The sequence below is a fragment of the Bradyrhizobium sp. CFUWI genome, assembly GCF_056429085.1.
The window spans coordinates 591,805-618,301 of sequence record NZ_JBWJZE010000001.1 but is presented as its reverse complement, the minus strand read 5'-3'; the positions used below and the strand labels follow the sequence as shown (position 1 = coordinate 618,301).

Genomic DNA, 26,497 nt, shown 5'->3' with positions numbered 1-26,497 from the left:
CGGACATTGACGGCGCGCCGTCGCACCCCTAACGCAAGGGCGGCAGCGCCGGTTCCTGATCAGGAACCATTTGGCCGGGACCTTCGGATACCATGGACGATTGGATCGATTATTACGACTCCACGCATACGATCTATGTCAGCAGGCTGCATCGCGACCTGCACTTCCAGATCATCGCGCGGGACATCATCGGCTACATCTCCTCGCCCGACGCGGTCGTGCTCGACTATGCCTGCGGCGAGGCGCTGTCGGCTAACCAGGTGGCGGCGGCCTGCGGCCAGCTGATCCTGGCCGAGCCCGCGCCGGGGGTGCGCGGCCGGCTGATTGCGCGCTTTGCCCCGAACACCAGGATCCGCGTCCGCTCGCTCGACGACGTCCGCAAGATGCAGGACCAGTCGATCGACCTCGTGGTGATGAACTCGGTTGCACAATACATGACGCCGGACGAGCTCGATGCCGCGCTGCTCAACATCCGCCGTATCCTGAAGCCCTCCGGCAAGCTGGTGCTGGGGGACATCCTGCAGCCCAATGTCGGCATGTTCAGGGACGTCATGGCGCTGCTCGGCTTCGGCCTCCGCCACGGCTTCCTGAAGGACGCGTTGATCGGACTGATCAGCACCGCGCTGTCGGATTACCGCCAGCTGCGCACGCGCATCGGGCTGCAGCGCTACAGCGAGGACGAGATCACCGCCAAGCTGAGGGCCGCCGGGTTCGCGGTCCTGCGCGCCCCTACCAATATCGGCCATAATCGCTGGCGCATGACCTTCATCGCCCGGCCGCCTCTGGTTCGTTAAGCATAACAATTAGCCGTTGTAGCCTGTCGCACTGCAATCGGTCATGATCGCCGCGGCCCGGTGGCGGAAGCGTCTACGCGAGGGCGGTGCAACGCTCTTCATCCTGGTTCAAATCCAGGCCGGGTCTCCACGCTTCGCCCCTTCGGGGCTACGCGTGGCGCAGCCACGCCGGACCCGAAGGGGCAAAGCGTGTCCGGCGTAGCTGGAGCGGAGCGCAAGCGTAGACGGACGTTCCGGCGGACCACCCTCCAAGACCCCTAACTCGCCAAAATTGGCGGTTGATGGGCATTTTTCGGGGTTTCGCCGCCCCGAAAACTGGTCTAAGACCCACCCGCGCGCGAGGGAGACCACCGCGCTCTCGGCCACAGGGACGCGCAGCAGCGCGCCCTTTTTTTGTGCCAAAATTCCACTTCGGCGAGAGTTGATGCCCAAACGTACAGACATCACCACCATCCTGATCATCGGCGCCGGCCCCATCGTGATCGGCCAGGCCTGCGAGTTCGACTATTCCGGCACGCAGGCGGTGAAGACGCTGAAGGAAGAGGGCTACCGCATCGTCCTCGTCAATTCCAACCCGGCCACCATCATGACCGACCCGGAATTGGCCGATGCGACCTATATCGAGCCGATCACGCCCGAGATCGTCGCCAAGATCATCGAGAAGGAACGTCACGTCATTCCCGGCGGCTTCGCGCTGCTGCCGACCATGGGCGGACAGACCGCGCTGAACTGCGCGCTGTCGCTGCGCCGCCAGGGCACGCTGGACAAGTTCGACGTCGAGATGATCGGCGCGACCGCCGACGCCATCGACAAGGCCGAGGACCGCCAGCTGTTCCGCGAGGCCATGACCAAGATCGGGCTTGAGACGCCGAAGTCGCGGCTCGCCAACGCGTCGGCCTTGAAGAAGTCGTTCCGCGACAAGTACCTCGCCGAGCGCGAAAAGCTCTCCGGTGCCGCGCTCGAGGAACATGAGCGGCAGTGGACGCTGGGTGAGAGCGATCGCCGCAAGCGCTATCAGGAATACGCGCTCGGACAGGCGATGATGGCGCTGTCCGAGATCGGCCTGCCCGCGATCATCCGCCCCTCCTTCACGATGGGCGGCACCGGCGGCGGCATCGCCTACAACAAGGAAGAGTTCCTCGACATCATCGAGCGCGGCCTCGATGCGTCTCCGACCAACGAAGTGCTGATCGAAGAATCCGTGCTCGGCTGGAAAGAGTACGAGATGGAGGTGGTGCGCGACAAGAACGACAATTGCATCATCGTCTGCTCGATCGAGAACCTCGATCCGATGGGCGTGCACACCGGCGATTCCATCACGGTGGCGCCGGCGCTGACGCTGACCGACAAGGAATACCAGATCATGCGCGACGCCTCGCTGGCGGTGCTGCGCGAGATCGGCGTCGAGACCGGCGGCTCCAACGTGCAATTCGGCGTCAATCCGGAAGACGGCCGCATGGTCGTCATCGAGATGAATCCGCGCGTGTCGCGCTCCTCCGCGCTGGCGTCCAAGGCCACCGGCTTCCCGATCGCCAAGGTCGCCGCCAAGCTCGCGGTCGGCTACACCCTGGACGAGATCGCCAACGACATCACCGGCGGCGCCACGCCGGCCTCGTTCGAGCCGACCATCGACTACGTCGTCACCAAGGTGCCGCGCTTCGCCTTCGAGAAATTCCCCGGCGCCTCCACCACGCTGACCACGTCGATGAAATCGGTCGGCGAAGTCATGGCGATCGGCCGCACCTTCCAGGAAAGCCTGCAGAAGGCCCTGCGCGGGCTCGAGACCGGCCTCACCGGCCTCGACGAGATCGAGATCGAGGGTCTCGGCCGCGACGACGACAAGAACGCGATCCGTGCCGCGCTCGGCACCCCGACGCCGAACCGCATTCTTCAGGTCGCCCAGGCCATGCGGCTCGGCTGGTCGAACGAGGACATCTTTAACTCCTGCAAGATCGACCCGTGGTTCCTCGGCGAGATGCGCGGCATCGTCGACATGGAGGAGAAGGTCAGGAAGAACGGCCTGCCCGGCAACGCCTTCGGCATGCGCACGCTCAAGGCCATGGGCTTCTCCGACGCGCGGCTTGCGGTGCTCGCCCACACGACGGAGGCCGAGGTCACCGCGAAGCGTCATGCGCTCGGAGTGCGCCCCGTCTACAAGCGCATCGACACCTGCGCGGCCGAATTCGCCTCGCCCACCGCCTACATGTATTCGACCTACGAGGCGCCGTTTGCGGGCGCGCCGGCGGACGAGAGCGCCCCGTCCGACAAGAACAAGGTCATCATTCTCGGCGGCGGGCCCAACCGTATCGGCCAGGGCATCGAGTTCGACTATTGCTGCTGTCACGCCTGCTTCGCGCTGCATGATGCCGGCTACGAATCCATCATGGTCAACTGCAATCCGGAGACGGTGTCGACCGACTACGACACTGCCGACCGGCTCTATTTCGAGCCGCTGACCGCCGAGGACGTGCTGGAGATCATCGCCACGGAGCGCAGCAACGGCACGCTGCACGGCGTGATCGTGCAATTCGGCGGCCAGACGCCGCTGAAGCTGGCCCGCGCGCTGGAAGCCGCCGAAGTGCCGATCCTCGGCACCTCGCCCGATGCGATCGACCTTGCCGAGGACCGTGACCGCTTCAAGCGCGTGCTCGACAAGCTTCGCCTCAAGCAGCCGAAGAACGGCATCGCCTATTCGGTGGAGCAGGCAAGGCTCGTCTCCGCCGATCTCGGCCTGCCGCTGGTGGTGCGGCCGTCCTACGTGCTCGGTGGCCGCGCGATGCAGATCATCCGCGAGGAGAATCAGCTCAACGACTACCTGCTCGGCACGCTGCCGGAGCTGGTGCCGGCCGACGTCAAGGCGCGCTATCCGAACGACAAGACCGGGCAGATCAACACCGTGCTCGGCAAGAACCCGCTGCTGTTCGACCGCTATCTGTCGGATGCCACCGAGATCGACGTCGACTGCCTCTGCGACGGCAAGGACACCTTCATCGTCGGCATCATGGAGCACATCGAGGAAGCCGGCATCCATTCCGGCGATAGCGCCTGCTCGCTGCCGCCGCACTCGCTCGAGCCCGAGATGATCGAGGAGCTGGAGCGTCAGACCCGCGAGCTCGCGCTCGGCCTCGACGTGGTCGGCCTGATGAACGTGCAATACGCCATCAAGGACGGCGAGATCTACGTGCTCGAGGTCAATCCGCGCGCCTCGCGCACCGTGCCCTTCGTCGCCAAGGTGGTCGGCACGCCTGTCGCCAAGATCGCCGCGCGCATCATGGCGGGCGAGAAGCTCGCCGATTTCAAGCTGAAGAAGGCCAAGCTCAAGCACGTCGGCGTCAAGGAATCGGTCTTCCCCTTCGCGCGCTTCCCCGGCGTCGACACGGTGCTCGGCCCCGAGATGCGCTCGACCGGCGAGGTCATGGGCATCGACCGCAATTTCGAGGTGGCCTTCGCCAAGAGCCAGCTCGGCGGCGGCACGCGGGTACCGCGCAAGGGCACGGTGTTCGTCTCGGTGCGCGAGAGCGACAAGACGCGTATCGCCGAGGCGGTCCGCGAACTGCATTCGCTCGGCTTCAAGGTGCTGGCGACCTCCGGCACGCAGCGCTTCCTGACCGACCAGGGCATCCCGACCGAGAAGGTGAACAAGGTGCTGGAAGGACGGCCGCACATCGTCGACGCCATCACCAATGGCGACGTCCAGCTCGTCTTCAACACCACGGAAGGCCCGCAGGCGCTGGCCGACAGCCGTTCGTTGCGGCGCGCGGCCCTCTTGCATAAAGTGCCGTATTACACCACTCTTTCCGGGGCCGTGGCGGCCGCGCAGGGCATCCGGGCCTATCTGGGCGGGGACCTTGAGGTTCGTACCCTGCAGAGCTACTTTTCGGAAACCTGATCGCTAGCGGCGGTGAAACCGCCGTTAAGTGATTGGCAATGAAGCCACAATGGCCGGAGGAACTGTCCGGCCATGTGGGTTGTTCTGTTCCGGCGCCAGACCCACATAACTCCCGGTGGGCGCGTGTTCAGCCCGGGAATACCGACGAATCAAGGTTGCCGCGCCCGGTCTTGGTGGGCGCGCAGCTGAAGGACGAGAGAAGAGATGGAAAAGGTTCCGATGACCCAGGCCGGCTTTGTCGCGCTCGGGGAAGAATTGAAGAAGCGCCAGTCGGAAGATCGTCCGCGCATTATCGAGCATATCGCGGAAGCGCGCTCGCACGGAGACCTGTCGGAAAACGCGGAATATCATGCCGCGAAGGAAGAGCAGTCGCATAATGAAGGCCGCATTGCCGAGCTCGAGGACAAGCTGGCGCGCGCCGACATCATCGACATCTCGAAACTGTCCGGCGACACCATCAAGTTCGGCGCCACCGTGACCTTGGTCGACGAGGACACCGAGAAGAAGACGGTGTGGCAGATCGTCGGCGAGGTCGAGGCCGACGCCAAGAAGGGCCGCATCTCCATCACCTCGCCGCTGGCGCGCGCGCTGATCGGCAAGAAGAAGGGATCGACCGTCGAAGTCAACGCACCCGGCGGCGCCAAGGCGTATGAGATCACCAAGGTGGAGTGGCGGTAGGGATTTGCCGCTGCATGTGACGTTTGAAAAAGGCCGTGCGATCCGCGCGGCCTTTTTGTTTCGGCGCGTTGCTGCGGTGAGCGAGACCGTGCCGTCTCCCCGCGTCATTGCGATCGCAGCGAAGCAATCCAGAATCTCTCCGCGGAAGACAGTCTGGATTGCTTCGTCGCAAAAGCTCCTCGCAATGACGCGGCAGGAGCAGCGAGCATCACTCCATCACCGTCACCCTGAGGTGCTCGCCTCTTCGGCGAGCCTCGAAGGGCAACGGCCCGGCTGTTGGCGCGCGCCGCTGCATGCGGGCCTCGCATCCTTCGAGGCTCTCCATCGGGCGCTTTGCGCCCGATGCTTCGCACCTCAGGATGACGGAACTGGCAGGACGCCTAGAGAGGCGACCTCCGCCCCTTCACATCCAGCGGCACCGCCGCCTCATATTTCGAATTATGCAGCACCAGCGAGGTCCGCACGTTGCGGACGTGGGGCGCCGCCGTCAGATGCGTGACGAAATCCTGAAAGGTCGCCATGTCGGGTGCGACGCATTTGAGGATGAAATCGACCTCGCCCGACAGCATCCAGCACTCCCGCACCAGCGGTTCGGCGCGGACGAATTCCTCGAAGGCACGCAAATCCGCCTCGGCCTGGCTGGACAGGTGCACGGCGGCGAACACGGTCACGTCGAAGCCGAGCTTGCGGGCATCCAACAGGCCGCGGTAGCCGTGGATATAGCCCTCCTCCTCCAGCGCCCGGACGCGGCGCAGGCAGGGCGGCGGCGAGATGCCGACTCGCTTGGCCAGCTCGACATTCGTGATTCGACCGTCGGCCTGAATCTCGGTGAGAATTTTCAGGTCGATCTCGTCTAGGTTCCGCGACACGTGATTGGAACTCCTGGCCTTTACGGCGGTATTGGGTGGGTTGTCGCAATCCTCATAACCAGTCTGCAACGTCAGCGCAATTTTATTGCGCGTGCATCGCAATCGACTTTTGTTCCCTGTTGGAAAAATCCGCCGAGAGGGAATGCAATTCTTGCATAGCTCACCAGAAGGCTTAGATTAGCTCTGACATTTCAGCGCCCCGCAACGCCTCCCGGCATGTTCCGCGCCCGCGCTGCAAATCCCCCGTGAAAGGCGTCCATCGGAATGTCCGCTCCCGTTCATGCAAAGGTCGTCATTATCGGCTCCGGCCCCGCCGGTTACACGGCGGCGATCTACGCCGCGCGGGCGATGCTCGAGCCGATCCTGATCCAGGGCATCCAGCCCGGCGGCCAGCTCACCATCACCACCGACGTCGAGAACTATCCGGGCTTCGCCGACGTGATCCAGGGCCCCTGGCTGATGGAGCAGATGGAGAAGCAGGCGGTCCATGTCGGCACCAGGATCGTCACCGACCTAGTCACCAGGCTGGAGACGGCGCACCGGCCGTTCCGCCTTACCTGCGACTCTGGCGACGTCTATCTCGCCGACAGCGTGATCCTCGCCACCGGCGCGCAAGCCCGCTGGCTCGGGCTGCCGTCCGAAGCCAAGTTCCAGGGCGGCGGCGTGTCGGCCTGCGCCACCTGCGACGGTTTCTTTTACCGCAACAAGGACGTCGTCGTGGTCGGCGGCGGCAATACCGCGGTCGAGGAAGCGCTCTACCTCACCAACCATGCCTCGCAGGTCACGATCGTGCATCGCCGCGATCATTTCCGCGCCGAGCGCATCCTGCAGGAGCGCCTGTTCAAGCATCCGAAGATCAAGGTGATCTGGGACTCCGCAGTCGACGAAATCTGCGGCACCGAGAACCCGAACAAGGTCACCCATGTGCGCCTGAAGAACGTCAAGACCGGCGCGCTGACCGACGTGAAGACCGACGGCATTTTCATCGCCATCGGTCACGCGCCGGCGACCGAACTCGTGAAAGACCAGATCAAGCTGAAACCGTCGGGCTATGTCGAGGTCGCCCCGAACTCGACTGCCACCTCGGTACCCGGCCTGTTCGCCGCCGGCGACGTCGCCGACGAGACCTATCGCCAGGCCGTGACGGCCGCAGGCCTCGGCTGCATGGCCGCGCTCGAGGCCGAACGTTTCTTGGCCCTTCGCGCCAGCGAGCGCGCGGCAGCGGAATAACGATCATGCCCCGAACACGCGACGGATTTACGGATATGGACTGGGACAAGCTGAAGGTGTTTCACGCAGCGGCGGAAGCGGGCAGCTTCACGCATGCGGGCGAGCAACTCGGCCTGTCGCAATCGGCGGTGTCGCGCCAAGTCTCGGCGCTGGAGCAGGAGCTTTCGGTCTCGCTGTTCCACCGCCACGCCCGCGGCCTGATCCTCACCGAGCAGGGCGACCTCCTGTTCCGCACCGCGCATGACGTGTTCATGCAGCTGCAGGCGGCGCGCGCGAAACTCACCGACAGCCGCGAGCGGCCGAGCGGCGACCTCAAGATCACCACCACGCCCGGCGTCGGCATCAACTGGCTGATCCCGCGGCTCGGCGAGTTCACCGCGCTCTATCCCGAGATCCGGATCTCCCTGATCGTCACCGACGAGGAGCTCGATCTGTCGATGCGCGAGGCGGATGTCGCGATCCGCACCCGCAAGCCAACACAGCCGGATCTGATCCAGCGCAAGCTGTTCGCGATGGGCTTCCACGCCTATTGCTCGCCGGAATACATCAAGCGCTTCGGCACGCCGCGCACGCTGGAGGAGCTCGACTCCCACCGCATCATCACGCTCGCCGACGGCAACTTCGCGCCGCATCTGCAGAACCGTAACTGGCTGGTCGAAGCCGGGCGCAACGGCTCCGGTCCGCGCGAAGCCTATTTCAGGGTGAACAACATCCTCGGTCTGGTGCGCGCCTGTCAGCAGGGCCTCGGCATCGCCGCCCTGCCCGACTACCTCGTCGAGGAACAGAGCAAACTCGTGCAGCTGTTCGGCGAGTCGGATTCGATCCAGCTCGATACCTATTTCGTCTATCCCGAGGAGCTGAAAACGGTGGCGCGCGTGCAGGTGTTCCGCGACTTCGTGGTCAGCAAGGCGCAGCGCTGGCCGTCCTAATTTCCGCATGACTGACATGCGGCCTCGGCTGTTGCTGCGGGCCGCTCGTCAAGCCCATACTGTTTGCACGCTGAGCCTTCGCGTTGCGCATTTGTCCCCCTCCTCCAGTGGCGCGGGAGTTCAGTAATCCCTCTTGGAAGGTGATTGTGTCGGCCTCACGTGGCCAATACCTAAGCCGGGCCCTTCGGGTCCGGCTTTTTTTCTGTCAAATCAACCCTCGCCCTCCGCGTGTATTGACAGTTCCACGCATACCCCGCATCATTCGCAAATGATCACGAAGTCGTGCGCAATCTCGTTCGAGGCCATCGCCTCGAAAAAAGGCCCCCATCCCGGGGCCTCGGATGTTTGCGCGCACTAGCTAAGCTTCGTCATCGCTGCAAATCTTCGAAAACCCCGCCGCCTGGACGGGGTTTTTTCATGTGCCCTCCGTCTCAGGTTTTTTTCCCGAGAAGGAGATGGAAACATGACTGGTCTACAGGAACAATTGCACGGGCTGTGGCTGCCGCTGGTGACGCCGTTCCAGAACGGCGCCCTCGACGAGCGGTCGTTGCGGCGGCTGACGCGGCACTACAGCGCGCAAGGCATCGACGGCTTCATCCTGGGCGCGACCTCCGGCGAAGGCATGACTCTGCGCGAGGCCGAGCTCGAACGTCTCGTCGCCGTCGTGAGCGAGGAGATGGCGGCCGGCCGCCGCACCTTGCCGGTCTGCCTTGGTCTGTCGGGCGCCGACACCGCGCGGCTGCAGGAACGTCTCGACGAGACCGCGGACTGGCCGATCGACGGTTATCTGATCGCGAGCCCCTATTACGTGCGGCCCTCGCAGCGCGGCCTCTTGGCGCATTTCGAGGCGCTCGCCGACCACGCCGCCTGGCCGCTCGCGCTCTACAACATTCCCTATCGCACCTCGGTGAACATCACCAACCAGACCATGCTGCGGCTCGCCGAGCACAGGAACATCGTGGGCCTGAAGGATTGCGGCGCGAGCCGCGAGCAATCGATCGCGCTCTTGCGCGACCGCCCGAAGGAATTCCGCGTGCTCACCGGCGAGGATGCGAACTATTTCGAGGCGCTCACCGACGGCGCCGACGGCGGCATCGTGCTGTCGGCTCATGTCGAGACCGCGACCTTTGCGGCCGTGCATGCCGAGCACAAGCGCGGCAACCGCGACGCCGCGCAGGCGCGCTGGCATGAAGTCGCGGATCTGACGCGCCTGCTGTTCACCGAGCCGAGCCCGGCGCCGGCGAAGTACTGGCTGTGGCGATGCGGCCTGATCGACAGCCCCGAGGTGCGCCTGCCCATGGTCGAAGTCAGCAGCGAGCTCGCCGCCGCCATCGATCGCGAGATCGAGCGGCGGACGAAAGTCGCGGCGTAGCAGCCCTCTCACTCCACCCGCATGTCATTCCGGGGCGCGACGAAGTCGCGAACTAGGATGCGCAATTGCGCATCTGAGAATCCATGGCGCGGCAGAGTTGGTGGATGAATGGATTCCGGGTTCGCGCTATGCGCGCCCCGGAATGACACTGGCGGATATGGCCGAGCAAGCCTCGTGGTTAACAACGCGCGAACAGTCTTCGCAGCCGCGGCATGGCGCATCCACGACTCGTTTACGCTCCGGTGCCTATCGTTGTCCTCGAAAGGCTTCTCAGAGGGGGAATGACCATGGGGCATCGCATCCGGCCGACGGCCGCCCGGCAATTCGCGCCGGCCGATCTTTTGCAGGGAATTCTCGTCGTTTCGTCGTTCGGGTTCTGGGCCGTGATGCTCGGCCTGATGCCGGTGCTGCTGTTTCGGATCTGGCTGACCTAAAGGCGGCAGCGCGCGCGGATGGTTAAACGGCCGTCACAAATGCGTTCAAAATGCGCGGCAGCTTGCAAGCCGGAATCTTAAAACATCCCGGGTATCGTTCACGCCCATAAGCGAAGAAATCGCGGGGGCGTTTTGTGAATAGTCAGAATGAAATGGCGTCGCATTTCGACGCCGGATACGAGAAGCTGTCCACCGAGCAGAGCTTTACCACCGAGGACATTCTCTGGGCCGTCGGCATCTGGTCGGTGATCCTCACGCTGTCGCCGGTCATCGTGTTCTACATGCTGATGGTGGCGTAACTCTTTTCCGCCGGTCCAAGAAACGCAAAACGCGCGGACACCGCGCGTTTTCCGTCCGGGGAATGATTTTAAAAAATTAGGCTGCCTGCTTGTGCATTGCGCCGGATGCCGACGCCGTGCCGCGAATGGCCTTCACTGAACGCTCGATCGCCGCCCACAGCCTTGCGATCTCCTGGGCCGCACGGCTCTCGGCCTGATACTCCCGCGCGCCCTCGCCATGGCTCAGCGCCATCAGCAGATCCGAACGGTTGGTGATCTGGCCGCCCCACACTGGCGCACGGAATTTCGCCAGGGCTTCGCGGGCGATGGTGACGATCGGGCTTTCGGCCTCGTCGCGCTTGGCCGGCGCACCGTTGAGCACGACCGCATAGGGCTTGCGTGCGGCGCGGCACATCTGGATGGTCTCCTGCACCGCGTTGACGTCGAACACGCCGGGACGGGCGGGAATCACCACCATGGTGGCGTTCTTGATCGCGTCGTCGACCACGGCCGAGAGGTTCGGCGGCGTGTCGATCAACACCCATTCATAACCGTCGCGCTTGGCAGCGGAGACGATGCCGCTGACCGAGTTCACCGCCGACTTGATCGGCGGTTCGTTGGTGCCGCGCAGCTTGTGCCACAGCGTCAGCGAGCCCTGCGGGTCCGCGTCCACGAGCATGACCTGCTTGCTCGCCTTGATCTGTGCGGCAAGATGTGCGGCGAGGGTACTCTTGCCCGAGCCGCCTTTACGCGATGCAAAAACAATGACGTTCATACCTTCGGCCTCCAGATTGACCCCAGGCCGCGAAAATGAATCACCGCGCTGATTCGTGAAAGATAAATTTATCGGGAGTGGCGCCACGGTCACGAAATAACAAGGCGTGCTGGCTTTTGAGTCACACTGGCATGTGCGAGGCGCGACACCAGCTGCAGTCAAACGCTGTGTTCTGTGCGTTTCTTGAGCATTCGTTCGGACCAAAGCGGAATGCAACTTCGCCGCGCAAATCGACACCCGACTCTTTTCCGTGATGTTTGCCCGGCATCGCCGCAAGCCACGCGCCAAGCCGCGCGAACAAAAGGAGTCCGTTACATTACGAAGTTTCGAAAGAGGAACGAGGCGCGAGGCGCTCAGCCCTCGCTGGTCTTTTTCTTCTTGGCCGCCGGCTTGGCGTTCTTCTTCGCGGTTTTGGGCGCGATGTTGGTCGGCTTGCCGGCGCGCTGCTCGCCCGGCTCGGGTCCGGGACGGAAGAACACCCGGCATTGCGGCGAGAGCTGCGCCTTCTTCCTGATCATGCAGGCGGTGATGGCATCGACGTTCGGAACGAACTCGCCGCATAGCCGCATCGCATCCGGCGAGCAGGCCTGCTGCTCCTCCTGGGTGTAGGCGAAGCCGGTGCCGGGCTGGACCAGCAGGGCGAGGGCCATGGCGAGGGTTGCAGCAGCCAAGGATGTCTTGAAGCGAAGCGCCGGCATGGAATCCCCCACGTGTCGAACAGAAGCGGATAGTGGGTGAACCGCTGTTCGTTGGCAACGGAGGGAGATGCGAAAGCCGGACGCTGTGCGGTCTCGGCAACAGGCCATCTCCACCGCTGTCGTCACCCGCGAAGGCGGGTGACCCAGTATTCCAGAGACGCCGGACGTTCCCCGAGAAGCTGCGGCGTACTGGATCCCCCGCTTTCGCGGAGGATGACAGCTGCGCGGGGAAAGACGGCCTCCCCCCACAAAAACTGCGAAAACAACCCCATGCAAAGTAGCCAAGTCACGGTAATCCCACAGTCTTTTCTGTCTTAGGATTTGGCGAAACCGGGTTTGACTTGTCGGGCAAAACGGGGGCATCATGGCAGCATCAAGAAGATGCGCGTGGGGTGGCCGGCCTGTCTCCTGCGCCGGTCGAAAAGCGCACGCGAGGAGGAAGTCGCATGGAGGGGAATGAGGCGGAGCTGCCGCTGTCGGGCGTCAAAGTGGTCTCGCTCGAGCAGGCGATCGCGGCGCCGCTGGCGAGCCGGCACCTGGCGGATTGGGGCGCGCGGGTGATCAAGATCGAGCGGCCGGGCACCGGCGATTTCTGCCGGGACTACGACCACGTGATGAACGGCATGTCGAGCCAGTTCGTCTGGACCAACCGCTCCAAGGAAAGCCTTGCCATCGACATCAAGAGCCCTGAAGGCCGCAAGGTGCTCGACGCCCTGCTGCCGCAGGCCGACGTGTTCATCCAGAACCTAGCGCCGGGCGCGGCGGAACGGCTCGGCCTCGATGCCGCATCGCTCCTGCAAAAGTATCCGCGCATCATCGCCTGCGACGTCTCGGGCTATGGCAGCGGCGGCCCCTACAGCGACAAGAAGGCCTATGACCTCTTGGTCCAGTGCGAGGCCGGCGTGCTCGCCATCAACGGCACCGAGGCGGAGCCGGCCAAGGTCGGGCTTTCCGTGGTCGATATCGCCACCGGCATGTACATCCTCAATGGCGTCCTGATGGCGCTGTACCGCCGCGAGCGGACCGGCAAGGGCACGGCCTTCCAGGCCTCGCTGTTCGATTCCATTACCGACTGGATGAGCTATCCCGCCTTCTACACAAGCAGCACCGGCCGGCCGCTGCCGCGCACCGGCGCCAGGCACGCCACGATCGCGCCCTACGGCCCGTTCCGGGCCGGCGACGGCAGCACCATCTTTTTCGGCATCCAGAACGACCGGGAATGGCGCTCGCTGTGCCGCATCGTGCTCGGCGATGCCGATTTCGCCGACGACCTGCGCTTCCGCACCAATCCGCTGCGGATGCAGAACCGCGACGAGCTGCAGGCGCATATCGAGCAGCGCTTCGCCGCCATGAGCGGCGAGGAGGTGCTGCGGCTGCTGGACGAGGCCGGGGTCGCCAACGCGCATCTGAACTCGGTCGAGGCCTTCCTGGCGCACGAGCAGCTGCATGCGCGCTCGCGGGTGCAAAGCGTGGGATCGCCGTGCGGCCCGGTGATGAGCTTCCTGCCCGCGCTGACCATTCCCGGCGTGAGCCCGCGGATGGATCCGGTGCCTGATGTCGGCGAGCACAATGAGTCCATCCTCAGTGAACTCGGGCTGGCCAAGGAGACGTGACGATGGTCTCGCTGCGACCGAGCCGGGCCTATCTGGCCGTTCCCGCGCATCGCTCCCGTCTCGTCGCCAAGGCCGCCGCCTCAGCTACGGACGCGGTGTTCATGGATCTCGAGGACGCCGTGCCGCCGTCCGAGAAGGCTGTTGCGCTGGAGGAAGCGGTGCGGTCGCTGTCCTCGCTCGACTGGGGCAGCAAGCGCGTCGCGGTCAGGCTCAATGCTGTCGACAGCCCGTTCATCGCGCAGGAGATCCGCGCACTGGGCGCACTTCCAAGGCTGGATGCGGTGATCGTGCCGAAGGCGGAGCGCGCCAGCGACATCGTTGCCATCGCCGATCAGCTGCGCGCCTCCGCGCCGGATCGCGCCGTGCCGGCCGCGCTCGAACTCCTGATCGAGACCGCGCTGGGCCTCGTCAATGTCGATGCGCTCGCCGCCGCACACCAAAGCGTGGCCGCGCTGCATCTCGGCGTCGGTGATCTCGCGGCCTCGCTCGGCGCCCGCACCTCCGACATCGGAATCTCGCCGGATGGCTACCGCCATGTGGGTTCAGCGCAAAGCGGCTACGCCGCCACGCCGCTCGACCTGTTCGCCTATCCCATGATGCGCCTGCTGGTGGCCGCGCGCGCCTTCGGCCTGCGCGCCATCGACGGCCCCTGCGGCGCGTTTCGTGACGCGAGGCTGACCGAAAGCAGCGCGCAAAAGGCCGCGGCGATGGGTTTTGACGGCAAGCAGGTCATCCATCCTGACCAGATCGAACCGACGCTGCGCGCGTTCACGCCGTCGGCCGAGGAGCTGGCCCAGGCGCGGCGCGTCGTCGAGGCCATGGAGACGGCTGAGGCGCAGGGTCAGGGCGCAGTGACGCTGGACGGCAAGATGATCGATTATGCCAATGTGCGGATGGCGCGCAGGATCATCGAGCTGGGGTCGTAGCTGCGCATGGCCATATCGCTGATCGTCGCGCCGGTGGTCGCGCTGATCGCGGCCGGCATGATGCCGGCGGCGGCGTGCTGGCAAAGCTGCTCGGTCTGCCGCCGGCCTCATCGTGCTGTTCGCGGCGATGTCACCGAGCGAACGCGGACATCCTCGCGGTCCAGATCAGGGGCTGATGAACCCGGTCTTGGGCGCGGTGGCAGTGGGGACGCTGCTGGCGGCGGCGACGTTGCCGGTGGTGGTGTGGGTGGTGGCGGGAGGTAGCGCCGCGCCGACAGAAACTCAGCTGCTGGGTTTACGGTGCTCGGCATGACCAATCGAAGGCGAGCATTTTGACTTTAGCCTAGGCAGCCCAGTCCATGATCGCGTCGATGAAGGTCTGAGCCTGGCGGATCGCGTCGAGCCTCGTCGCACAGACACCGACCGACACTGTTCGGCCCTTTCCGACAGTCCACTTCCAACCAGCCGGGTAGCTCATTTCAACGATCGAGAAGCTTACGCCGCGATGTTCCACGGAGAACCTCCGCTAACATGTTGCTGTATCTGAAAAGGCTACTCCAAATGGCGAATTTGTCCAGTCGAACGCAGGCCAACAATTCGCTCGCGCGGCTTGGATATCAGCGTTCAGGAGAGCGCATGGAGACTTATTGCGGTGGTGGTGTGGATGGTGGCGGGAGGGAAGTAGGGGCGCCTGACGATTGCCGACACCGCTATGCGACAGCTTGGCCCGTGCGCCAGGCCATCTCCCAGAAGTCTGCCTCGAGGCGGGTGGCTTCCTTGAAGATCGCAATCAGCTCGGCCTCGCGGGCCGGCGTGGCGTAGAGATCGGCGAGATGCTCCATATGCGTCCGCGCCTTGGCAGCGACCTCCTGATACGGCACGCCGGCGTACTCGGCGATCCAGACGCGATAGGCGTTGCTCGCCGCGTCGGCAGCGGGACGCGAGGCGAGCCGCGTCGCGATCTCCGCGTACCCGATCACGCAAGGCGCAAGCGCCACCTTGAGTGCCAGCAGATCGCCGCGCATTCCCGCATCCAGCACGTAGCGCGTATAGGCCAGCATCTCGGCCGCCGGAGGGGCCTGTTCAAGATCGCTCGGGGATAGGCCCCATTCGGCACAGAGCTTCACATGCAGGTTCATCTCGACATCAAGGATGGCCGAAAGGCCGGCCGCGGCTTCACGCATGTCGGCAAGTCTGGGCGACTTGTAGACCGCGAGCGCGTAGGCGCGCGCAAACTCGATTAGGAACAAATAGTCCTGAACGAGGTAGTGACGAAACGCCGCTTCGGGGAGCGAGCCGTCTGCCAATCCGTTCGTGAAGGGATGCTCGGTATAAGCCCGCCACTCAACGGATGCTTCTGTCTTGAGACGCTCGAAGAAACTCATGATCTTTTCGCCTGGCTTGTTGTCCATGAACGTCTTTGGCTCGCTACGGATAGCGCATTGCGAATCGAGGAGCTACGGTGACGGTGCACAAGATTGGCATTGAGCAGCGTTGCGGATAGGCCCCCCGCTTCGAGCCGCGCAGATCGCGCTCGGCATCAACCTGTTCCGCTCCGAAGTGGGGGCGAGAAGCTGAGCATCCTGGTGATGTGCGCGCTCAAGCTTGCGGGGATGCCGGCGACCGCCTTCGTGCTGGCAAAACTGCTCGGCCTACCGGCGGTTGCGGCGGGTGTCGTCGTGCTGTTCGCGGCGATGCCGACCGGCGCCAATGCCTACATCTTCGCGGTGCAGTATCAGCGGCTGGTGAACCCGGTGTCAGTCGCGGTCGCGCTAGGGACGCTGCGGGCAGCGGTGATGTTGCCGGTGGTGACGTTTTGGCATCTAGTTGCGCCATGCTTGCTTCGTGAGCCTGTCGAACCACATTTCTGTAACATAGCGAGCGTTCGGGACGGCTCGGAACTGCGTGTACGGATGATGGTTGTTTTGCAGCCACGTCCAGAACGTACCGAAGCTGTAGTGATGTAAGCCATCCGGCGGCCACGGCTCGTTAGCCTGCTCAACCCACTCGTCGATCAGGTGCGGCATAGTCTTTTCGGCCTCGCCTTTCTTCATCGCAACTATCTCCTCAGATCAGGCGGCTTTTCGCTCTACGCTTGCGTCCAGTCCACTTCCTTCATTGTCGGGATGTTCGGGCCGCTCTGGGTAGGAGAACTCCTCGCCGCGCATCCCATCGGCCTCGAAAGCGGTTCCACACCAACATGGTGTCGAGTTGCCGCCCGAACTCTGTACGCATCTCAAACGCAAGATAGTGCCCAGAACTGCGGAACAACCGGCCCCCGTCAATCTTTTCTTAAGAGCAACAGACAAGGCTCCTATATGCTTAATGGCCAGATTCGCAGCCAAGTCGTCAGCTTCCCGTCGCACCGCGTGTCCCACCCGGTCCGCGACGGCGCCACGTCGCTCGACATTGCGCGCTCGCGCGTGAGAATCGGTATCGGTCGGGTATTGAACAAGCTCGGCGTGCCGGCGGCTATCCAGCCCATGGAAGTCACCGACGAGATCACCAAACAGCACGTCGCCGTGGCCGTTGATGACCTCTTTGTGCGTGTGTCGGTGGACGGTCGAGACTATTACTTCGACCGCCTCACGGGACGCTTTGACGGCACCGGTTCTGCACTCTACTAGCCGACCTTCTGGTTGGCGACCGGGTTCAGCTCCAGGATGAGCTGACGCTCCAGGGCGACATCGTTCTGCGTGACCGACGCCACAAAGTGGGTCGGGCGCTGCGCTGTAATCGCCGGATTGTTCCCCGCGACATGCGAGAGGAGCCGGGCGCGGATGTCGCCGCGACCAACATAGATCCAGCACCCCTCACGGAAGATACCGTACACGCCGTTTTGGTTAGGGTTCAGTACTTCGATGGCTGCCTTGGTGAACAGCCGGGGAGTTTGGGGAGGAAAGGCCATTGTAACTACGTCTCCGAAAACGCCAGAGGGAAACTCTGGCTATGCGTGAGACGGGCTTGACCGACCGGCATGAGTTGATTCTAATGAATCCGCTAAAGCTACCGACGACCTGCCTGACCCGTCCCGGGGATGTGGCAGGCTGAAACTTTGAAGCCGCTTTTGGGTCGCCCACCCGAGGCGGCTTCGCTGTTTCAGTTCCATGCAAGGTACGGCTCTGCCGTCTCGCCCGTCAAGAACTAGTGTGGGTTCCTGAATCAAATACTAAATATGGTGGAAAGGGTGGGATAACAGGGACTTAGCGTTGATCCTGATTTGTTCCAAGCATCGGTGATTCCTCATGAATCTCCAAGCGAGCAAACTCTCTGCATGGGTGTGGATGGCCCGCTCCATCCCGCTATTCACAGTGCAATAAATTCGCCTGTCGGAAATAATTCGTCCTCAGCTTGGGGCGTAGACCCGCGAATCATCCAACGGGAAATCACGTCGAACACCGACGTTAAAAAAAAGAAAGGTCCTCGGCACTGTCACCATGATCCTGACGGATATATCGAGGTGCGTCCCAAAGGTCGGCAAGCAAGCAGCTCGATCTCAGACTTTGTCGTGGAGGACCACGCTGACTCCGCGCTAGGAATGTTCAAAGCCCAGCGCGGGGCAATCGCCGTCAGCAGCAAATGCAAAGGCGGCAACGGAGGCAGCGGGCTTTGAGCACCCAATCTACAAAAATTACCTTCAACGAAACACCGTGCCACCGATGCGGTCTGCCGGCCAAATTGACTCGGATTGGCTTGACGGGCCGCCTTTTGAATTGCGAACTGTGTGGGGAATTTGGAATTCGATCTGAGGACGGTCAGGACATCTACTCAGAACTGAAATTGCCTTATCGAGAGGATCTTCACGAAGCCCTCGGACATTTCGTTGTCGCCTTCTCCATGGCCGAATGCGGGATCGATTTTTTGGCTCACGCGGTTTTTCACAATGCTGGGGGAAGGAACATATGCAAGGCGCTTCCTCGAACGTTTGAGAAGAAATTTGCTTTCTTTAAAGAGAGCAGTAGACGAACTGGACGCCCTTGAGTTCCGAGGCACCGACCTTCGCGAAACGCTCGATATCCTTGAGGGCCTAATCCAGCGGCGAAACTTTTATATTCACGGCGTTTATTGGACTGCGCACACGACGCAAATGGCATTCGAAAAGAGCGCAATAAGTGGAGAAACGCTCTCTCTAGCTACGCTCAAGGCTGACATTCCGTCTATTCGTGACGATGCTGCTCGGGCAATGGCAATTGGCGGGGTCTTTTTGGCGACAACCAATCAACTACTCATGCGCTGCCAGCGATCTCGATGAACGGCGTTGCCTGCTGTTGGCAACAGAACAGCTGCTAAACAGAACATGAGATCGTCTCAACCGGGATTACGCTGACAGTGAACCATTTGGTGTTGCCTCACCGTAACGGGAGCGCGGTCCGACAGACCGAGGACGGAGTTTTATGCACTGTTGCGGCAATCTTGGCCGATATACGCAAAGCACCCCACAGTTGAATGCAGCCTTGCGACAAACGTCGCGTGGCAGAGCGTGCGAAGTGAACGGTTCGGCGGAGAGGCACTAACCAATGACTGAAAATGATCTCCCCGAAAGCTTCGCGGAAGCGCTAAAGCTGGGCCGAGTAAGTTCGTCGGATTGGCAATCCTATACGTGGAAGAACGAATTATCCGAACAACGACGCCGCGTTCTGCAACACCTTCAAGAGATGTGGACCGATAGCGACACGGAATATAACCCGCTTCATATGCTCGAACGAGCAATTGGCGTAGCAGCTGTTTGCATGCGTCGGCTGATCGAGTGTCGCCTCATAACCGATCGATTTCGCGATTCGCAGCTCGATGTCCACGAGATTTCCGTCAAGGCCGACGTGGAATGGCGCGAGCCGTTCATAAGTCGCACGGCTTCCGACATCTTCAACAACTACGACATGAGAGCGCGGCGTCGAGAGCGCCGAACGCCCAAGGTCATTTCCGACAAGATGCTGCACGCCCGCGTCATCGCAGTATTGTCAGGAAGCGCGTACTTGCCGGACGGGCTTCTGATCGCATCGGACACTCAGAGCAAGCGCAGCCTCTTTCATTTTACGGAGGCAGAAATTGCCGCCGTCATGGACTCGTTCCTTACGGATGAAGTGCGATCCATGCAGGATGGCTTCCTCGACGTTGATGCGCACGGAACCGGCAAGGTCTTTGCCATCCGCTCATAGAGGTGCTAAGTCGCCCAACTCATCTCGGTGGCTCGACTTAGGTTCGAGACTGATCATTTTTGCCGGTGAGATTCTTCATCGACTGCAAGCCGGCTCTCCTCAGGGCCGAGGGCGTGTGTCGCCAAGGTGGCGACACATGTCCATCCACGCTCTTAAGCGGGAGCCAAAACGACCAATCTCGGTGACGGGATTGGGTGACTACCTTCCGGGCTTCGTTGGTACAGTTGGGTGGGCTCGAACCACCGACCTCCTGTTCCACAGACAGGCGCTCTAACCAACTGAGCTACAACTGCATCCTGGCGAGCCGCCCTCAAGGGGTGCCTGAAAAGGTCGACCTAGGGGGGCTGGACGGGGCGGAAACTAGGTGCAACGGCCCGGTTTGGCAAGGCCGCAATGGGGTGAAAAACCGGCTGAGATCACGTTCGGTGCGATGGAATCGGGCCTGATGGCGGCCAGCAGAACCTGGCGCGCCCGTCGTCATGGCCGGGCTTGTCCCGGCCATCCACGCCTTGCCCCCGCACCAAGAACGTGGATGCCCGGGACAAGCCCGGGCATGACGCCGTTCCTGGATTCCACGTGTGCGCGCGGGAGAGGCAAGAAAAAACCCGGGCGTTTCGGCCCGGGTTTCCTGAAGATCAAACCGGCCGTGCCGCTCAGGCGGCGGGCGGATAGTACTTGGAGGCAGAGGCCTTGATCGGCTCGGCGGTCTCGGCGGCGATGCGCTGGCTGAGCTCGACCAGCTCCTTGGCCTGGGACTGCAGGGTCTCGAACTGCTTGCGGGTGTGGCCGGTCCACAGCTCCAGCGCTTCCGACGGCGACTTGGCGCCGAACAGCTGCTGGGCGAAGTCGAGCTGGGCGCTGGAATTGGCCTTCATGAACTCGACCAGCTTGGCGGTGTATGCGCTCGCGCCCTTGGAGGCCGAGGTGAACACGGCCTCGACGGTGCCGTTGTGGGTCTCGGCCGCGTCCTTGAACTTGGCGTAGTTTTCGCGGGCCTGCGACACGCCCTTTTCGGCGAACGCACGCATCTGCTCGGGAACCTCGAACGGAATGATCGAGGCAGAAAACGGATCAGTCGCACCTGTCATGGTTGTCCCTCACGCTAATTGAAAAATGGAGTGAGCCTTCTGGCGCGCCCGCCGGCCCCTGTCGGGCCCTTGCATTCAGCGGGTACGAAGACTGGAAACGCGAAACGATTGAGATGGCTCGCCCAGCGCCCAGCACTATGGCTGCCTATCATGTCAACATTGTGCAGCGCAACGCGGCAGGGCGGTGCGCTGCGAAAATTTAATTCTCGGGGAGGGTGAGGTTCCCGGGTTGGGGAACCGGGGGTTGAGAAGGTCCAGCCCTGCCGCCGTCATTCCGGGGCCCGAGCGAAAGCGAGGGAGCCCGGAATCCATCAGGCCGCAGAACAAGAGGATGGATGGATTCCGGGTTCGCGCTGCGCGCGCCCCGGAATGACGAGCTGCGGGGAGGCCGGCAGCTCGCATTGCAACCGATTGCTCCAAGACCCCCCGAATTCCTTGGATGAACCGGGCTGCGGCTTGCGGGGGTGGCGGGATTAAGGTTATCGCGGCTTTGGGATACCTGCGGAGGGGCGAGCCGTGGACCTGCGCGCGGGCGCGCGCGATACTAACCCTTTCTTAAGGCTGTCATTCCCGGCAGCCGCCAGCGTCTAGCGTGAGACTAAGCCGGTCGGATGACGAGTTCGGATTTCCAGTTGCGAGGTGTGGGCGATCCGCGGCTGGCCGTGCATGCGACCTCCCCTTGGCCGGCCTGGCTGTGGTCGATCGACGGCACGCGCGTGCTGTGGGCCAATCCGGTCGGCGCAAGACTGTTCGGCGCGGCGCATGGCGCGGCGCTGGTGGAGAAGGTGTTCGGCCCGGCGGACCCGCATCGCCGCCAGGTCGCCCGGCTCGCGCGCCAGCTGCCGGCGAACGGCAGCGTGCGGCTCGAACGGCTGCGCGGCTTCGGCGCAAGGCTCGGCACCCTGATGACCTGCGCCTGCAGCCGGCTCGACTTTGCCGACGGCAGCCATGCCGTGCTCGTCACCGCGATGGATCCGAGCCTGCGCAGCATGCCGCTGATCGAGCGGCTGCATCGCCTGGTGGAAGGCGCGAAGATGCCGATGGCGGCGTTCGCGCCCGACGGCCTGTTCGTCGGCGCCAGCGACGCCGCCCGCGCCCTGCTCGGCTTCCGCGATCTCGGCGAGGCCGGGCTCGAGAAGGCGCGCAGCGATGCGCTGCGCGACGGCCGCGCCGAGACGCCGATCGGTATCGGCCAGATGGTGCTGCAACGGGTCGGCCGAGGCGCCGATGTCGGCCTGGTCGCGCTGATCGAGCCGGCTGCCGCCGCGCAAGCCAGGCCTGCCGAGCATATGCCGGCCGAGCCCAGGCCTGCCGAGTCCAAACCTGCCGAGTCCAAGCCTGCCGAGCCCGCACAGCAGGCCGCGACCATGCCGAGCGAGCCGTCCCCGTCGCAGCACGGCTCGGCCGGGATCTCCTTGTTCGATGCGTTCGCCGAGCCGATCGAGGCGCCCACCGCCACCGGGACCATCGCGCCCCAACCGCAGGAGACGGTCGAACCGACCCGGCAAGATCCGGCGCATGAGGTGGCCGGCCAGGCCGCCGACGTCGCGGCAAAGACTCCGGTTGAAAACCCGCTTCAAGCCATTGTGTCGCCGCAGGCTGCGCCGATCAGATCCGGCATGGTCGAGCCGCCATCGGACCAGGAATCGTCGGGCCAGGAGCCGCTCGCACCGCGTCAGCATCCGCTGCGCTTTCTCTGGCAGACGGACGCGGAGGGCCGCTTTGTGCTGCTCACCGACGAATTCATCCGGCTGATCGGCGCGCGCACGGCGAGCGGCTTCGGCCGTCCCTGGCACGAGATCGCCGAGGCGTTCTCGCTCGACCCAGAGGGGCGCATCGCGCAGGCGCTGGCAAGCCACGACACCTGGGCCGGCATCACCGTGAACTGGCCGACCGACGGCGGGGAGCAGCTGCCGGTCGAGCTCGCGGGCCTGCCGACTTACGATGCCGCGCGCGATTTCGCCGGCTTCAAGGGCTTCGGCGTCTGCCGCGATCTCGACGCCCTCAACCGGCTCGATGCGCTCAGGCGCTTCGAGCAGCTCACCGCGCCGGCGCAGCATGATCTGACCGCCGATGCGGTCGAGCCCAAGGCCGAGCCAGTGGAAGAGGCCGAAACAGTGGAACAGCCCGCGCCGGCGGAGCCCGATCCTGAGCCCGGGCCCGAGCCGACCGCCGAAGCCGAACGACCCGACCTCGCCTGCGACGCGACTTCACAGCCAAGAGATTCGGACATCCCAGTGGAAACGCCCGTCGAAACCCCTCCCAATGTCGTGCCGTTCCGACCGTCCGGCGATGTCAGATCACTCAGTGATCAGAGATCGCCGACGCTGACGCCGGTCGAGAACAGCGCGTTCAACGAGCTCGCGCGGCAATTGTCCGAACGGCTCGAGCGCGATCGCGAGACCATCGCGGACGCGTCCGAGCCCGTGACGGAGATCACGGCCGAGCCGGAGGCGCCGGAGCCCGCGCCACAGCAGGCGGCGGCCGAATGGCTGACCGAGCCGGCGCCGCCGCCGCGCGGCGCCAGCGCGCGCGACCGGGCGCTGCTCGACCTGTTGCCGACGGGCATCCTGATCTATCGGCTCGACCGCCTGCTCTACGCCAATTCCGCGTTCCTCGCGCGGATGGGCCATGCCGACGTCCATGCGCTCGAGGATGCCGGCGGGCTGGATGCGCTCTATGTCGAGCCCGGCGTGTCCTCGGCGAGCAGCACCTCGCAAGGCGGCACGCCTGTCACGATCAGCGCGACGGTCGCGAACGGCGACACGCCGCTTCCGACCACAGTCGCGCATCTGCACACGATCGACTGGGACGGCGAGAGCGCGCATGCGCTGATCTGCGCGCTGCCGCAGCCGCCAGACGCCATCGCCGCGCCCGGCATTGCCGAGCCTGTCATCGCCGAGCCTGTCATCGCGGAGACGGCTGTCGCAGAGACGGTCGTCGCCGAGACCATCGTCCCCGAGCCGTTCGCTTACGCTCCCGAGCTCGAGCCCGCAGTCGGCGAAGCCGAGGCGGAAGATCTCGCCGCGATCCTCGACACCACGGCCGAGGGCATCGTGATGTTCGATGCCGAAGGCAACATCCACGCCTGCAACCGCAGCGCCGAGGCGCTGTTCGGCTATGACGGCACGGCGCTGCTGGAGCAGAACTTGCTGACGCTGTTCGCGCCCGAGAGCCAGCAGGTCGTCGTCGACTATCTCGAAAGCCTCAAGAGCCAGGACATTGCGAGCCTGCTCGACCACGGCCGCGAGGTGCTGGGCCGCGAGAAGAAGGGCGGCGTCATTCCGCTCGCGATGATCATGGGCCGCACGCGGCCCGACGGGCCCAACTTCTTCGCCGTGTTCCGCGACCTCTCCCAGAGCAAGGCGGGCGAGAGCGAGCTGGCGCAGGCCCGCCGCCTCGTCCACAGCGCGGCCAACGCCAAGGCCGACATGCTGGCGCGGATCAGCCACGAGATCCGCACGCCGCTCAACGCCATCATCGGCTTTGCCGAGGTGATGATCTCCGAGCGCTTCGGCGCGCTCGGCAACGAGCGCTACGGCGAATACATGAAGGACATCCGCGCCTCCGGCGAGCGCGTCATCGCCATCATCGACGATTTGCTGGAGCTGTCGCGGATCGAGACCGGCAAGCTCGACCTCACCTTCGCCGACCTCAACCTCAACGACCTCGTCGAAGCCTGCGTGACGGTGATGCAGCCGCAGGCCAATCGCGAGCGCATCATCATCCGCACCTCGCTCGCGCATGCGCTGCCGCAGGTCACGGCCGACGCGCGCGCGATGCGGCAGATCACCATGAACCTGATCTCGAACTCGATCCGGCTCGCCAGCGCCGGCGGCCAGGTCATCGTCTCCACCGCCGTGACCGACCGCGGCGAGATCGCGTTACGCATCCGCGACACCGGCCATGGCCTGTCCGAGCGCGAGGTCGCCGCGGCGATGGAGCCGTTCCGCACCCCGCCGCCGGGCGATGCCGCGGACAGCGCGGCGCTGAACCTGTCGCTGACCAAGGCCCTGGTCGAAGCCAACCGCGCCCGCTTCAACATCAAGAGCGCGGGCCACGGCACGCTGATCGAAGTGGTGTTCGCACCGGCGCTGGCGGGGGCGTGAGGGGGCTCACTGGCTTGCGGGCAGGCCGCGCGCCAGCGCCGCCGCCTGCTGCAGGCTGATGCCGTTGGCCAGCGGGTCGGCGTGGCGATGCGCCAGGCGCCACTCGGCGCCCACGCGCCGGTAGACGAGCGTCACGCGCAGAGCCCATTCCTGCGCCGGCAGCCCTCCGACCTCGACACTGTCGCGCTCGATCAGCGCCAGGACGACCATGTCCTGCGAGCCATAGGTCTGCACGACCTCCTGCCTGTGCGTGCCGTTCCTGAAGAACCGGCCCATCCGCTCCCACCGTTCGGGCGTGTACTCCGCGGCCTTTGACGGGACACCGCCGAACGGCGACATCAGCACGAAGTCGTCGGTGAGGGAGACCATCTGCCGGTAGGTGCCGACGTCGCCGCGCATCAGCGCCGCATTCGATTGCTGCGTATGGTCGATCAGTTTCGCGATCATGTCGTCGGCCGTGGCCGCCTCGGCGACGACGAGTGGCATGCATGCCATCCCTGCGAGCGTGTGACGCCTGGACACCGCCGCGGGTGCGGCTGAGCGAGAGTCTTGATCGTTCTTCATCCCGAGGGCTCCGGTGTTGACGGTTTCATGCGGTGGCACAGGACACTGCATGCCGCTTTGACCGTGATGAATCCAGTGATAAGATCTCAGGACCATGCTGAATCCTGCTCAGCTTGCCCGGATCGACGTCAGCCTCCTCGTCGTGTTCAGCACCGTGCTGGAGGAGCGCCAGGTCTCGCGCGCGGCAGACAAGCTCAAGCTCACGCCCTCGGCGGTGAGCCACGGATTGGCCCGGCTGCGGCGCATCTTCCACGATCCGTTGTTTCTGAAGACGCCGAGCGGCGTGAAGCCGACGGAGCGTGCGCTCGCGCTTGCGGGTCCCGTCGCCGAACTCCTGTCGCGCCTCGATGCGATCGTGTCGGCCGCCGAGCCCTTTGACGCGCGAACGGCGAGGCGCTCGTTCACGATCGGCACACCGGATGCGCTGGCCGCGGTGTTTCTCGCTGCCCTCCTCGAGACCCTGGCCCGGGAAGGCCCGGGGATCGACATCCGGCTGCTGCAGCTGATGCCGCAACGTCATGGCAAGGCGTCGGGCGAGGTGTGGCAGGAGACGCTCTCCGAGCTCGATTCGCACCGGCTCGACCTCGCCGTGCTGCCGGTCGGTCCGTTGCCGTCACGCTACGCCGAACGTTTGCTGTTCGAGGAAGACTTCGTCGTCGCCATGCGCAAGGGCCACACCATGGCCCGCAAGGTCACGCTCGCGTCCTATCTGGCGGCACGGCACATGCTGGTCTCGGCGACCGGTGATGCGCTCGGGATCGTCGACGTCAGGCTTGCCGAACGGGGCCATTCCCGGCGCGTGGCGCTGACCGTGCCCAACTTCATGATGGCCCTCGCGCAGCTCGCCGAGAGCGATTTCATTGCGACCTTGCCGCGTCATCTGGTCGAACGCCATGCCGCGCGTTTCGACCTGGTGATGCGTCCCGTGCCGTTTCCGTGGACGCCCGACCCTGTGCGTGTCGTCGCCTCACAAGCCGCGATGGCGGATGCCGGTGTCGCCTGGCTGTTCGAGACAGTGGCGCGCTGCTTGGGTCCGCCGACGCCGACAGCGCCCAGGCGTCGCGTCTCCGCCTATGCCCGATAACAAAAGGGCAC

Annotated in this window: 24 protein-coding genes and 2 tRNA genes; 17 read left to right on the top strand and 9 right to left on the bottom strand. The window is 64.1% G+C overall.

The genetic code is table 11. The features are described 5' to 3' along the window. The first annotated feature begins 92 nt into the window (after positions 1-92). From AC066S_RS02970 to greA, 4 genes are all read left to right on the top strand, one after another. A complete protein-coding gene (locus AC066S_RS02970) occupies positions 93-794 on the top strand; it encodes a class I SAM-dependent methyltransferase (protein WP_478268867.1) in 702 nt (233 codons plus the stop codon). Between the two features lie 54 nt (positions 795-848). After that, positions 849-924: transfer RNA gene (locus AC066S_RS02965), tRNA-OTHER, on the top strand. 294 nt (positions 925-1,218) lie between these two features. Then, entirely contained in the window at positions 1,219-4,683 is a 3,465-nt protein-coding gene (gene carB, locus AC066S_RS02960) for a carbamoyl-phosphate synthase large subunit (RefSeq protein WP_478268866.1), read from the top strand. Positions 4,684-4,887: 204 nt separating this feature from the next. Continuing rightward, positions 4,888-5,361, top strand: coding sequence for a transcription elongation factor GreA (gene greA / locus AC066S_RS02955; protein ID WP_018643807.1), 474 nt, complete (start codon positions 4,888-4,890; stop codon positions 5,359-5,361). A gap of 380 nt (positions 5,362-5,741) precedes the next feature. On the opposite strand, the gene AC066S_RS02950 is transcribed toward greA, so the two are convergent. Further along, the gene (locus tag AC066S_RS02950; protein WP_126259128.1) at positions 5,742-6,230 is read right to left on the bottom strand and encodes an Lrp/AsnC family transcriptional regulator; all 489 of its coding nucleotides are present in this window, start codon (positions 6,228-6,230) and stop codon (positions 5,742-5,744) included. A gap of 264 nt (positions 6,231-6,494) precedes the next feature. Here AC066S_RS02950 and trxB point away from each other — a divergent pair, with 264 nt between their 5' ends. The 5 genes from trxB (at position 6,495) to AC066S_RS02925 (ending at position 10,494) form a co-directional block, all read left to right on the top strand. Continuing rightward, positions 6,495-7,460 (top strand): thioredoxin-disulfide reductase, encoded by a 966-nt coding sequence (trxB, locus tag AC066S_RS02945; RefSeq protein ID WP_135171652.1) that lies wholly within the window; start codon positions 6,495-6,497, stop codon positions 7,458-7,460. A 5-nt stretch (positions 7,461-7,465) separates the two neighbouring features. Next, positions 7,466-8,389, top strand: coding sequence for a LysR family transcriptional regulator (locus AC066S_RS02940; RefSeq protein ID WP_063197141.1), 924 nt, complete (start codon positions 7,466-7,468; stop codon positions 8,387-8,389). Positions 8,390-8,852: 463 nt separating this feature from the next. Next, positions 8,853-9,761: a 4-hydroxy-tetrahydrodipicolinate synthase family protein gene (locus AC066S_RS02935; RefSeq protein WP_135171653.1), complete on the top strand. Its 909-nt coding sequence runs from the start codon at positions 8,853-8,855 to the stop codon at positions 9,759-9,761. Positions 9,762-10,042: 281 nt separating this feature from the next. Continuing rightward, positions 10,043-10,195: a hypothetical protein gene (locus tag AC066S_RS02930; RefSeq protein ID WP_167767801.1), complete on the top strand. Its 153-nt coding sequence runs from the start codon at positions 10,043-10,045 to the stop codon at positions 10,193-10,195. Positions 10,196-10,347: 152 nt separating this feature from the next. Then, positions 10,348-10,494, top strand: a complete 147-nt coding sequence (locus AC066S_RS02925; protein WP_126259299.1) for a hypothetical protein — start codon at positions 10,348-10,350, stop codon at positions 10,492-10,494. 76 nt (positions 10,495-10,570) lie between these two features. Here AC066S_RS02925 and AC066S_RS02920 read toward each other — a convergent pair whose 3' ends face one another. Then, positions 10,571-11,248 carry a ParA family protein gene (locus tag AC066S_RS02920; protein ID WP_027547672.1) on the bottom strand — a complete coding sequence of 226 codons (678 nt, stop codon included), beginning with the start codon at positions 11,246-11,248 and terminating at the stop codon, positions 10,571-10,573. Positions 11,249-11,601: 353 nt separating this feature from the next. Then, the gene (locus AC066S_RS02915; RefSeq protein WP_478268865.1) at positions 11,602-11,946 is read right to left on the bottom strand and encodes a hypothetical protein; all 345 of its coding nucleotides are present in this window, start codon (positions 11,944-11,946) and stop codon (positions 11,602-11,604) included. A gap of 446 nt (positions 11,947-12,392) precedes the next feature. Between AC066S_RS02915 and AC066S_RS02910 the strand changes: the two genes are divergently transcribed. Beyond that, the gene (locus AC066S_RS02910; protein ID WP_478268864.1) at positions 12,393-13,559 is read left to right on the top strand and encodes a CaiB/BaiF CoA transferase family protein; all 1,167 of its coding nucleotides are present in this window, start codon (positions 12,393-12,395) and stop codon (positions 13,557-13,559) included. A gap of 2 nt (positions 13,560-13,561) precedes the next feature. Next, positions 13,562-14,485 carry an HpcH/HpaI aldolase/citrate lyase family protein gene (locus AC066S_RS02905; RefSeq protein ID WP_478268863.1) on the top strand — a complete coding sequence of 308 codons (924 nt, stop codon included), beginning with the start codon at positions 13,562-13,564 and terminating at the stop codon, positions 14,483-14,485. Between the two features lie 343 nt (positions 14,486-14,828). Here AC066S_RS02905 and AC066S_RS02900 read toward each other — a convergent pair whose 3' ends face one another. After that, the gene (locus AC066S_RS02900; protein WP_165424819.1) at positions 14,829-14,999 is read right to left on the bottom strand and encodes a hypothetical protein; all 171 of its coding nucleotides are present in this window, start codon (positions 14,997-14,999) and stop codon (positions 14,829-14,831) included. Between the two features lie 196 nt (positions 15,000-15,195). After that, positions 15,196-15,870, bottom strand: a complete 675-nt coding sequence (tenA, locus tag AC066S_RS02895; RefSeq protein ID WP_126259122.1) for a thiaminase II — start codon at positions 15,868-15,870, stop codon at positions 15,196-15,198. A 204-nt stretch (positions 15,871-16,074) separates the two neighbouring features. Here tenA and AC066S_RS02890 point away from each other — a divergent pair, with 204 nt between their 5' ends. Both AC066S_RS02890 and AC066S_RS02885 read left to right on the top strand, forming a co-directional pair. Next, positions 16,075-16,452, top strand: coding sequence for an AEC family transporter (locus tag AC066S_RS02890; RefSeq protein WP_478268862.1), 378 nt, complete (start codon positions 16,075-16,077; stop codon positions 16,450-16,452). Positions 16,453-16,803: 351 nt separating this feature from the next. After that, complete coding sequence (locus tag AC066S_RS02885) at positions 16,804-17,112, top strand: hypothetical protein (RefSeq protein WP_478268861.1); 309 nt, start codon at positions 16,804-16,806, stop codon at positions 17,110-17,112. On the opposite strand, the gene AC066S_RS02880 is transcribed toward AC066S_RS02885, so the two are convergent. Continuing rightward, positions 17,109-17,393, bottom strand: coding sequence for a hypothetical protein (locus tag AC066S_RS02880; protein ID WP_478268860.1), 285 nt, complete (start codon positions 17,391-17,393; stop codon positions 17,109-17,111). The two genes, AC066S_RS02885 and AC066S_RS02880, sit on opposite strands and share 4 nt — an antisense overlap. 975 nt (positions 17,394-18,368) lie before the next feature. On the opposite strand from AC066S_RS02880, the gene AC066S_RS02875 reads away from it, so the two are divergent. Both AC066S_RS02875 and AC066S_RS02870 read left to right on the top strand, forming a co-directional pair. Then, positions 18,369-18,737, top strand: a complete 369-nt coding sequence (locus AC066S_RS02875; RefSeq protein WP_478268859.1) for a hypothetical protein — start codon at positions 18,369-18,371, stop codon at positions 18,735-18,737. A 265-nt stretch (positions 18,738-19,002) separates the two neighbouring features. Next, a complete protein-coding gene (locus AC066S_RS02870; RefSeq protein WP_478268858.1) occupies positions 19,003-19,641 on the top strand; it encodes a hypothetical protein in 639 nt (212 codons plus the stop codon). 216 nt (positions 19,642-19,857) lie between these two features. On the opposite strand, the gene AC066S_RS02865 is transcribed toward AC066S_RS02870, so the two are convergent. Together AC066S_RS02865 and AC066S_RS02860 are read right to left on the bottom strand one after the other, a co-directional pair. Then, a tRNA-His gene (locus AC066S_RS02865) sits at positions 19,858-19,934 on the bottom strand. Positions 19,935-20,294: 360 nt separating this feature from the next. Continuing rightward, the gene (locus AC066S_RS02860; protein WP_478268857.1) at positions 20,295-20,729 is read right to left on the bottom strand and encodes a phasin; all 435 of its coding nucleotides are present in this window, start codon (positions 20,727-20,729) and stop codon (positions 20,295-20,297) included. Between the two features lie 611 nt (positions 20,730-21,340). Here AC066S_RS02860 and AC066S_RS02855 point away from each other — a divergent pair. Then, a complete protein-coding gene (locus AC066S_RS02855) occupies positions 21,341-24,838 on the top strand; it encodes a PAS domain-containing protein (RefSeq protein ID WP_478268856.1) in 3,498 nt (1,165 codons plus the stop codon). A 6-nt stretch (positions 24,839-24,844) separates the two neighbouring features. On the opposite strand, the gene AC066S_RS02850 is transcribed toward AC066S_RS02855, so the two are convergent. Then, entirely contained in the window at positions 24,845-25,324 is a 480-nt protein-coding gene (locus AC066S_RS02850; RefSeq protein WP_478268855.1) for a YybH family protein, read from the bottom strand. A gap of 172 nt (positions 25,325-25,496) precedes the next feature. Between AC066S_RS02850 and AC066S_RS02845 the strand changes: the two genes are divergently transcribed. Then, positions 25,497-26,486, top strand: a complete 990-nt coding sequence (locus tag AC066S_RS02845; protein ID WP_478268854.1) for a LysR family transcriptional regulator — start codon at positions 25,497-25,499, stop codon at positions 26,484-26,486. Positions 26,487-26,497 lie beyond the last annotated feature (11 nt).

What these genes read in the sequence shown, in the direction of transcription:
- AC066S_RS02970 (WP_478268867.1), top strand. Translation starts at nt 93, where the DNA reads ATGGACGATTGGATCGATTATTACGACTCCACGCATACGATCTATGTC.
- carB (WP_478268866.1), top strand. Translation starts at nt 1,219, where the DNA reads ATGCCCAAACGTACAGACATCACCACCATCCTGATCATCGGCGCCGGC.
- greA (WP_018643807.1), top strand. Translation starts at nt 4,888, where the DNA reads ATGGAAAAGGTTCCGATGACCCAGGCCGGCTTTGTCGCGCTCGGGGAA.
- trxB (WP_135171652.1), top strand. Translation starts at nt 6,495, where the DNA reads ATGTCCGCTCCCGTTCATGCAAAGGTCGTCATTATCGGCTCCGGCCCC.
- AC066S_RS02940 (WP_063197141.1), top strand. Translation starts at nt 7,466, where the DNA reads ATGCCCCGAACACGCGACGGATTTACGGATATGGACTGGGACAAGCTG.
- AC066S_RS02935 (WP_135171653.1), top strand. Translation starts at nt 8,853, where the DNA reads ATGACTGGTCTACAGGAACAATTGCACGGGCTGTGGCTGCCGCTGGTG.
- AC066S_RS02930 (WP_167767801.1), top strand. Translation starts at nt 10,043, where the DNA reads ATGACCATGGGGCATCGCATCCGGCCGACGGCCGCCCGGCAATTCGCG.
- AC066S_RS02925 (WP_126259299.1), top strand. Translation starts at nt 10,348, where the DNA reads ATGGCGTCGCATTTCGACGCCGGATACGAGAAGCTGTCCACCGAGCAG.
- AC066S_RS02920 (WP_027547672.1), bottom strand. Translation starts at nt 11,248, where the DNA reads ATGAACGTCATTGTTTTTGCATCGCGTAAAGGCGGCTCGGGCAAGAGT.
- AC066S_RS02915 (WP_478268865.1), bottom strand. Translation starts at nt 11,946, where the DNA reads ATGCCGGCGCTTCGCTTCAAGACATCCTTGGCTGCTGCAACCCTCGCC.
- AC066S_RS02910 (WP_478268864.1), top strand. Translation starts at nt 12,393, where the DNA reads ATGGAGGGGAATGAGGCGGAGCTGCCGCTGTCGGGCGTCAAAGTGGTC.
- AC066S_RS02905 (WP_478268863.1), top strand. Translation starts at nt 13,562, where the DNA reads ATGGTCTCGCTGCGACCGAGCCGGGCCTATCTGGCCGTTCCCGCGCAT.
- tenA (WP_126259122.1), bottom strand. Translation starts at nt 15,870, where the DNA reads ATGAGTTTCTTCGAGCGTCTCAAGACAGAAGCATCCGTTGAGTGGCGG.
- AC066S_RS02890 (WP_478268862.1), top strand. Translation starts at nt 16,075, where the DNA reads ATGTGCGCGCTCAAGCTTGCGGGGATGCCGGCGACCGCCTTCGTGCTG.
- AC066S_RS02885 (WP_478268861.1), top strand. Translation starts at nt 16,804, where the DNA reads ATGCTTAATGGCCAGATTCGCAGCCAAGTCGTCAGCTTCCCGTCGCAC.
- AC066S_RS02880 (WP_478268860.1), bottom strand. Translation starts at nt 17,393, where the DNA reads ATGGCCTTTCCTCCCCAAACTCCCCGGCTGTTCACCAAGGCAGCCATC.
- AC066S_RS02875 (WP_478268859.1), top strand. Translation starts at nt 18,369, where the DNA reads ATGCTGGGGGAAGGAACATATGCAAGGCGCTTCCTCGAACGTTTGAGA.
- AC066S_RS02870 (WP_478268858.1), top strand. Translation starts at nt 19,003, where the DNA reads ATGACTGAAAATGATCTCCCCGAAAGCTTCGCGGAAGCGCTAAAGCTG.
- AC066S_RS02860 (WP_478268857.1), bottom strand. Translation starts at nt 20,729, where the DNA reads ATGACAGGTGCGACTGATCCGTTTTCTGCCTCGATCATTCCGTTCGAG.
- AC066S_RS02855 (WP_478268856.1), top strand. Translation starts at nt 21,341, where the DNA reads ATGACGAGTTCGGATTTCCAGTTGCGAGGTGTGGGCGATCCGCGGCTG.
- AC066S_RS02850 (WP_478268855.1), bottom strand. Translation starts at nt 25,324, where the DNA reads ATGCCACTCGTCGTCGCCGAGGCGGCCACGGCCGACGACATGATCGCG.
- AC066S_RS02845 (WP_478268854.1), top strand. Translation starts at nt 25,497, where the DNA reads ATGCTGAATCCTGCTCAGCTTGCCCGGATCGACGTCAGCCTCCTCGTC.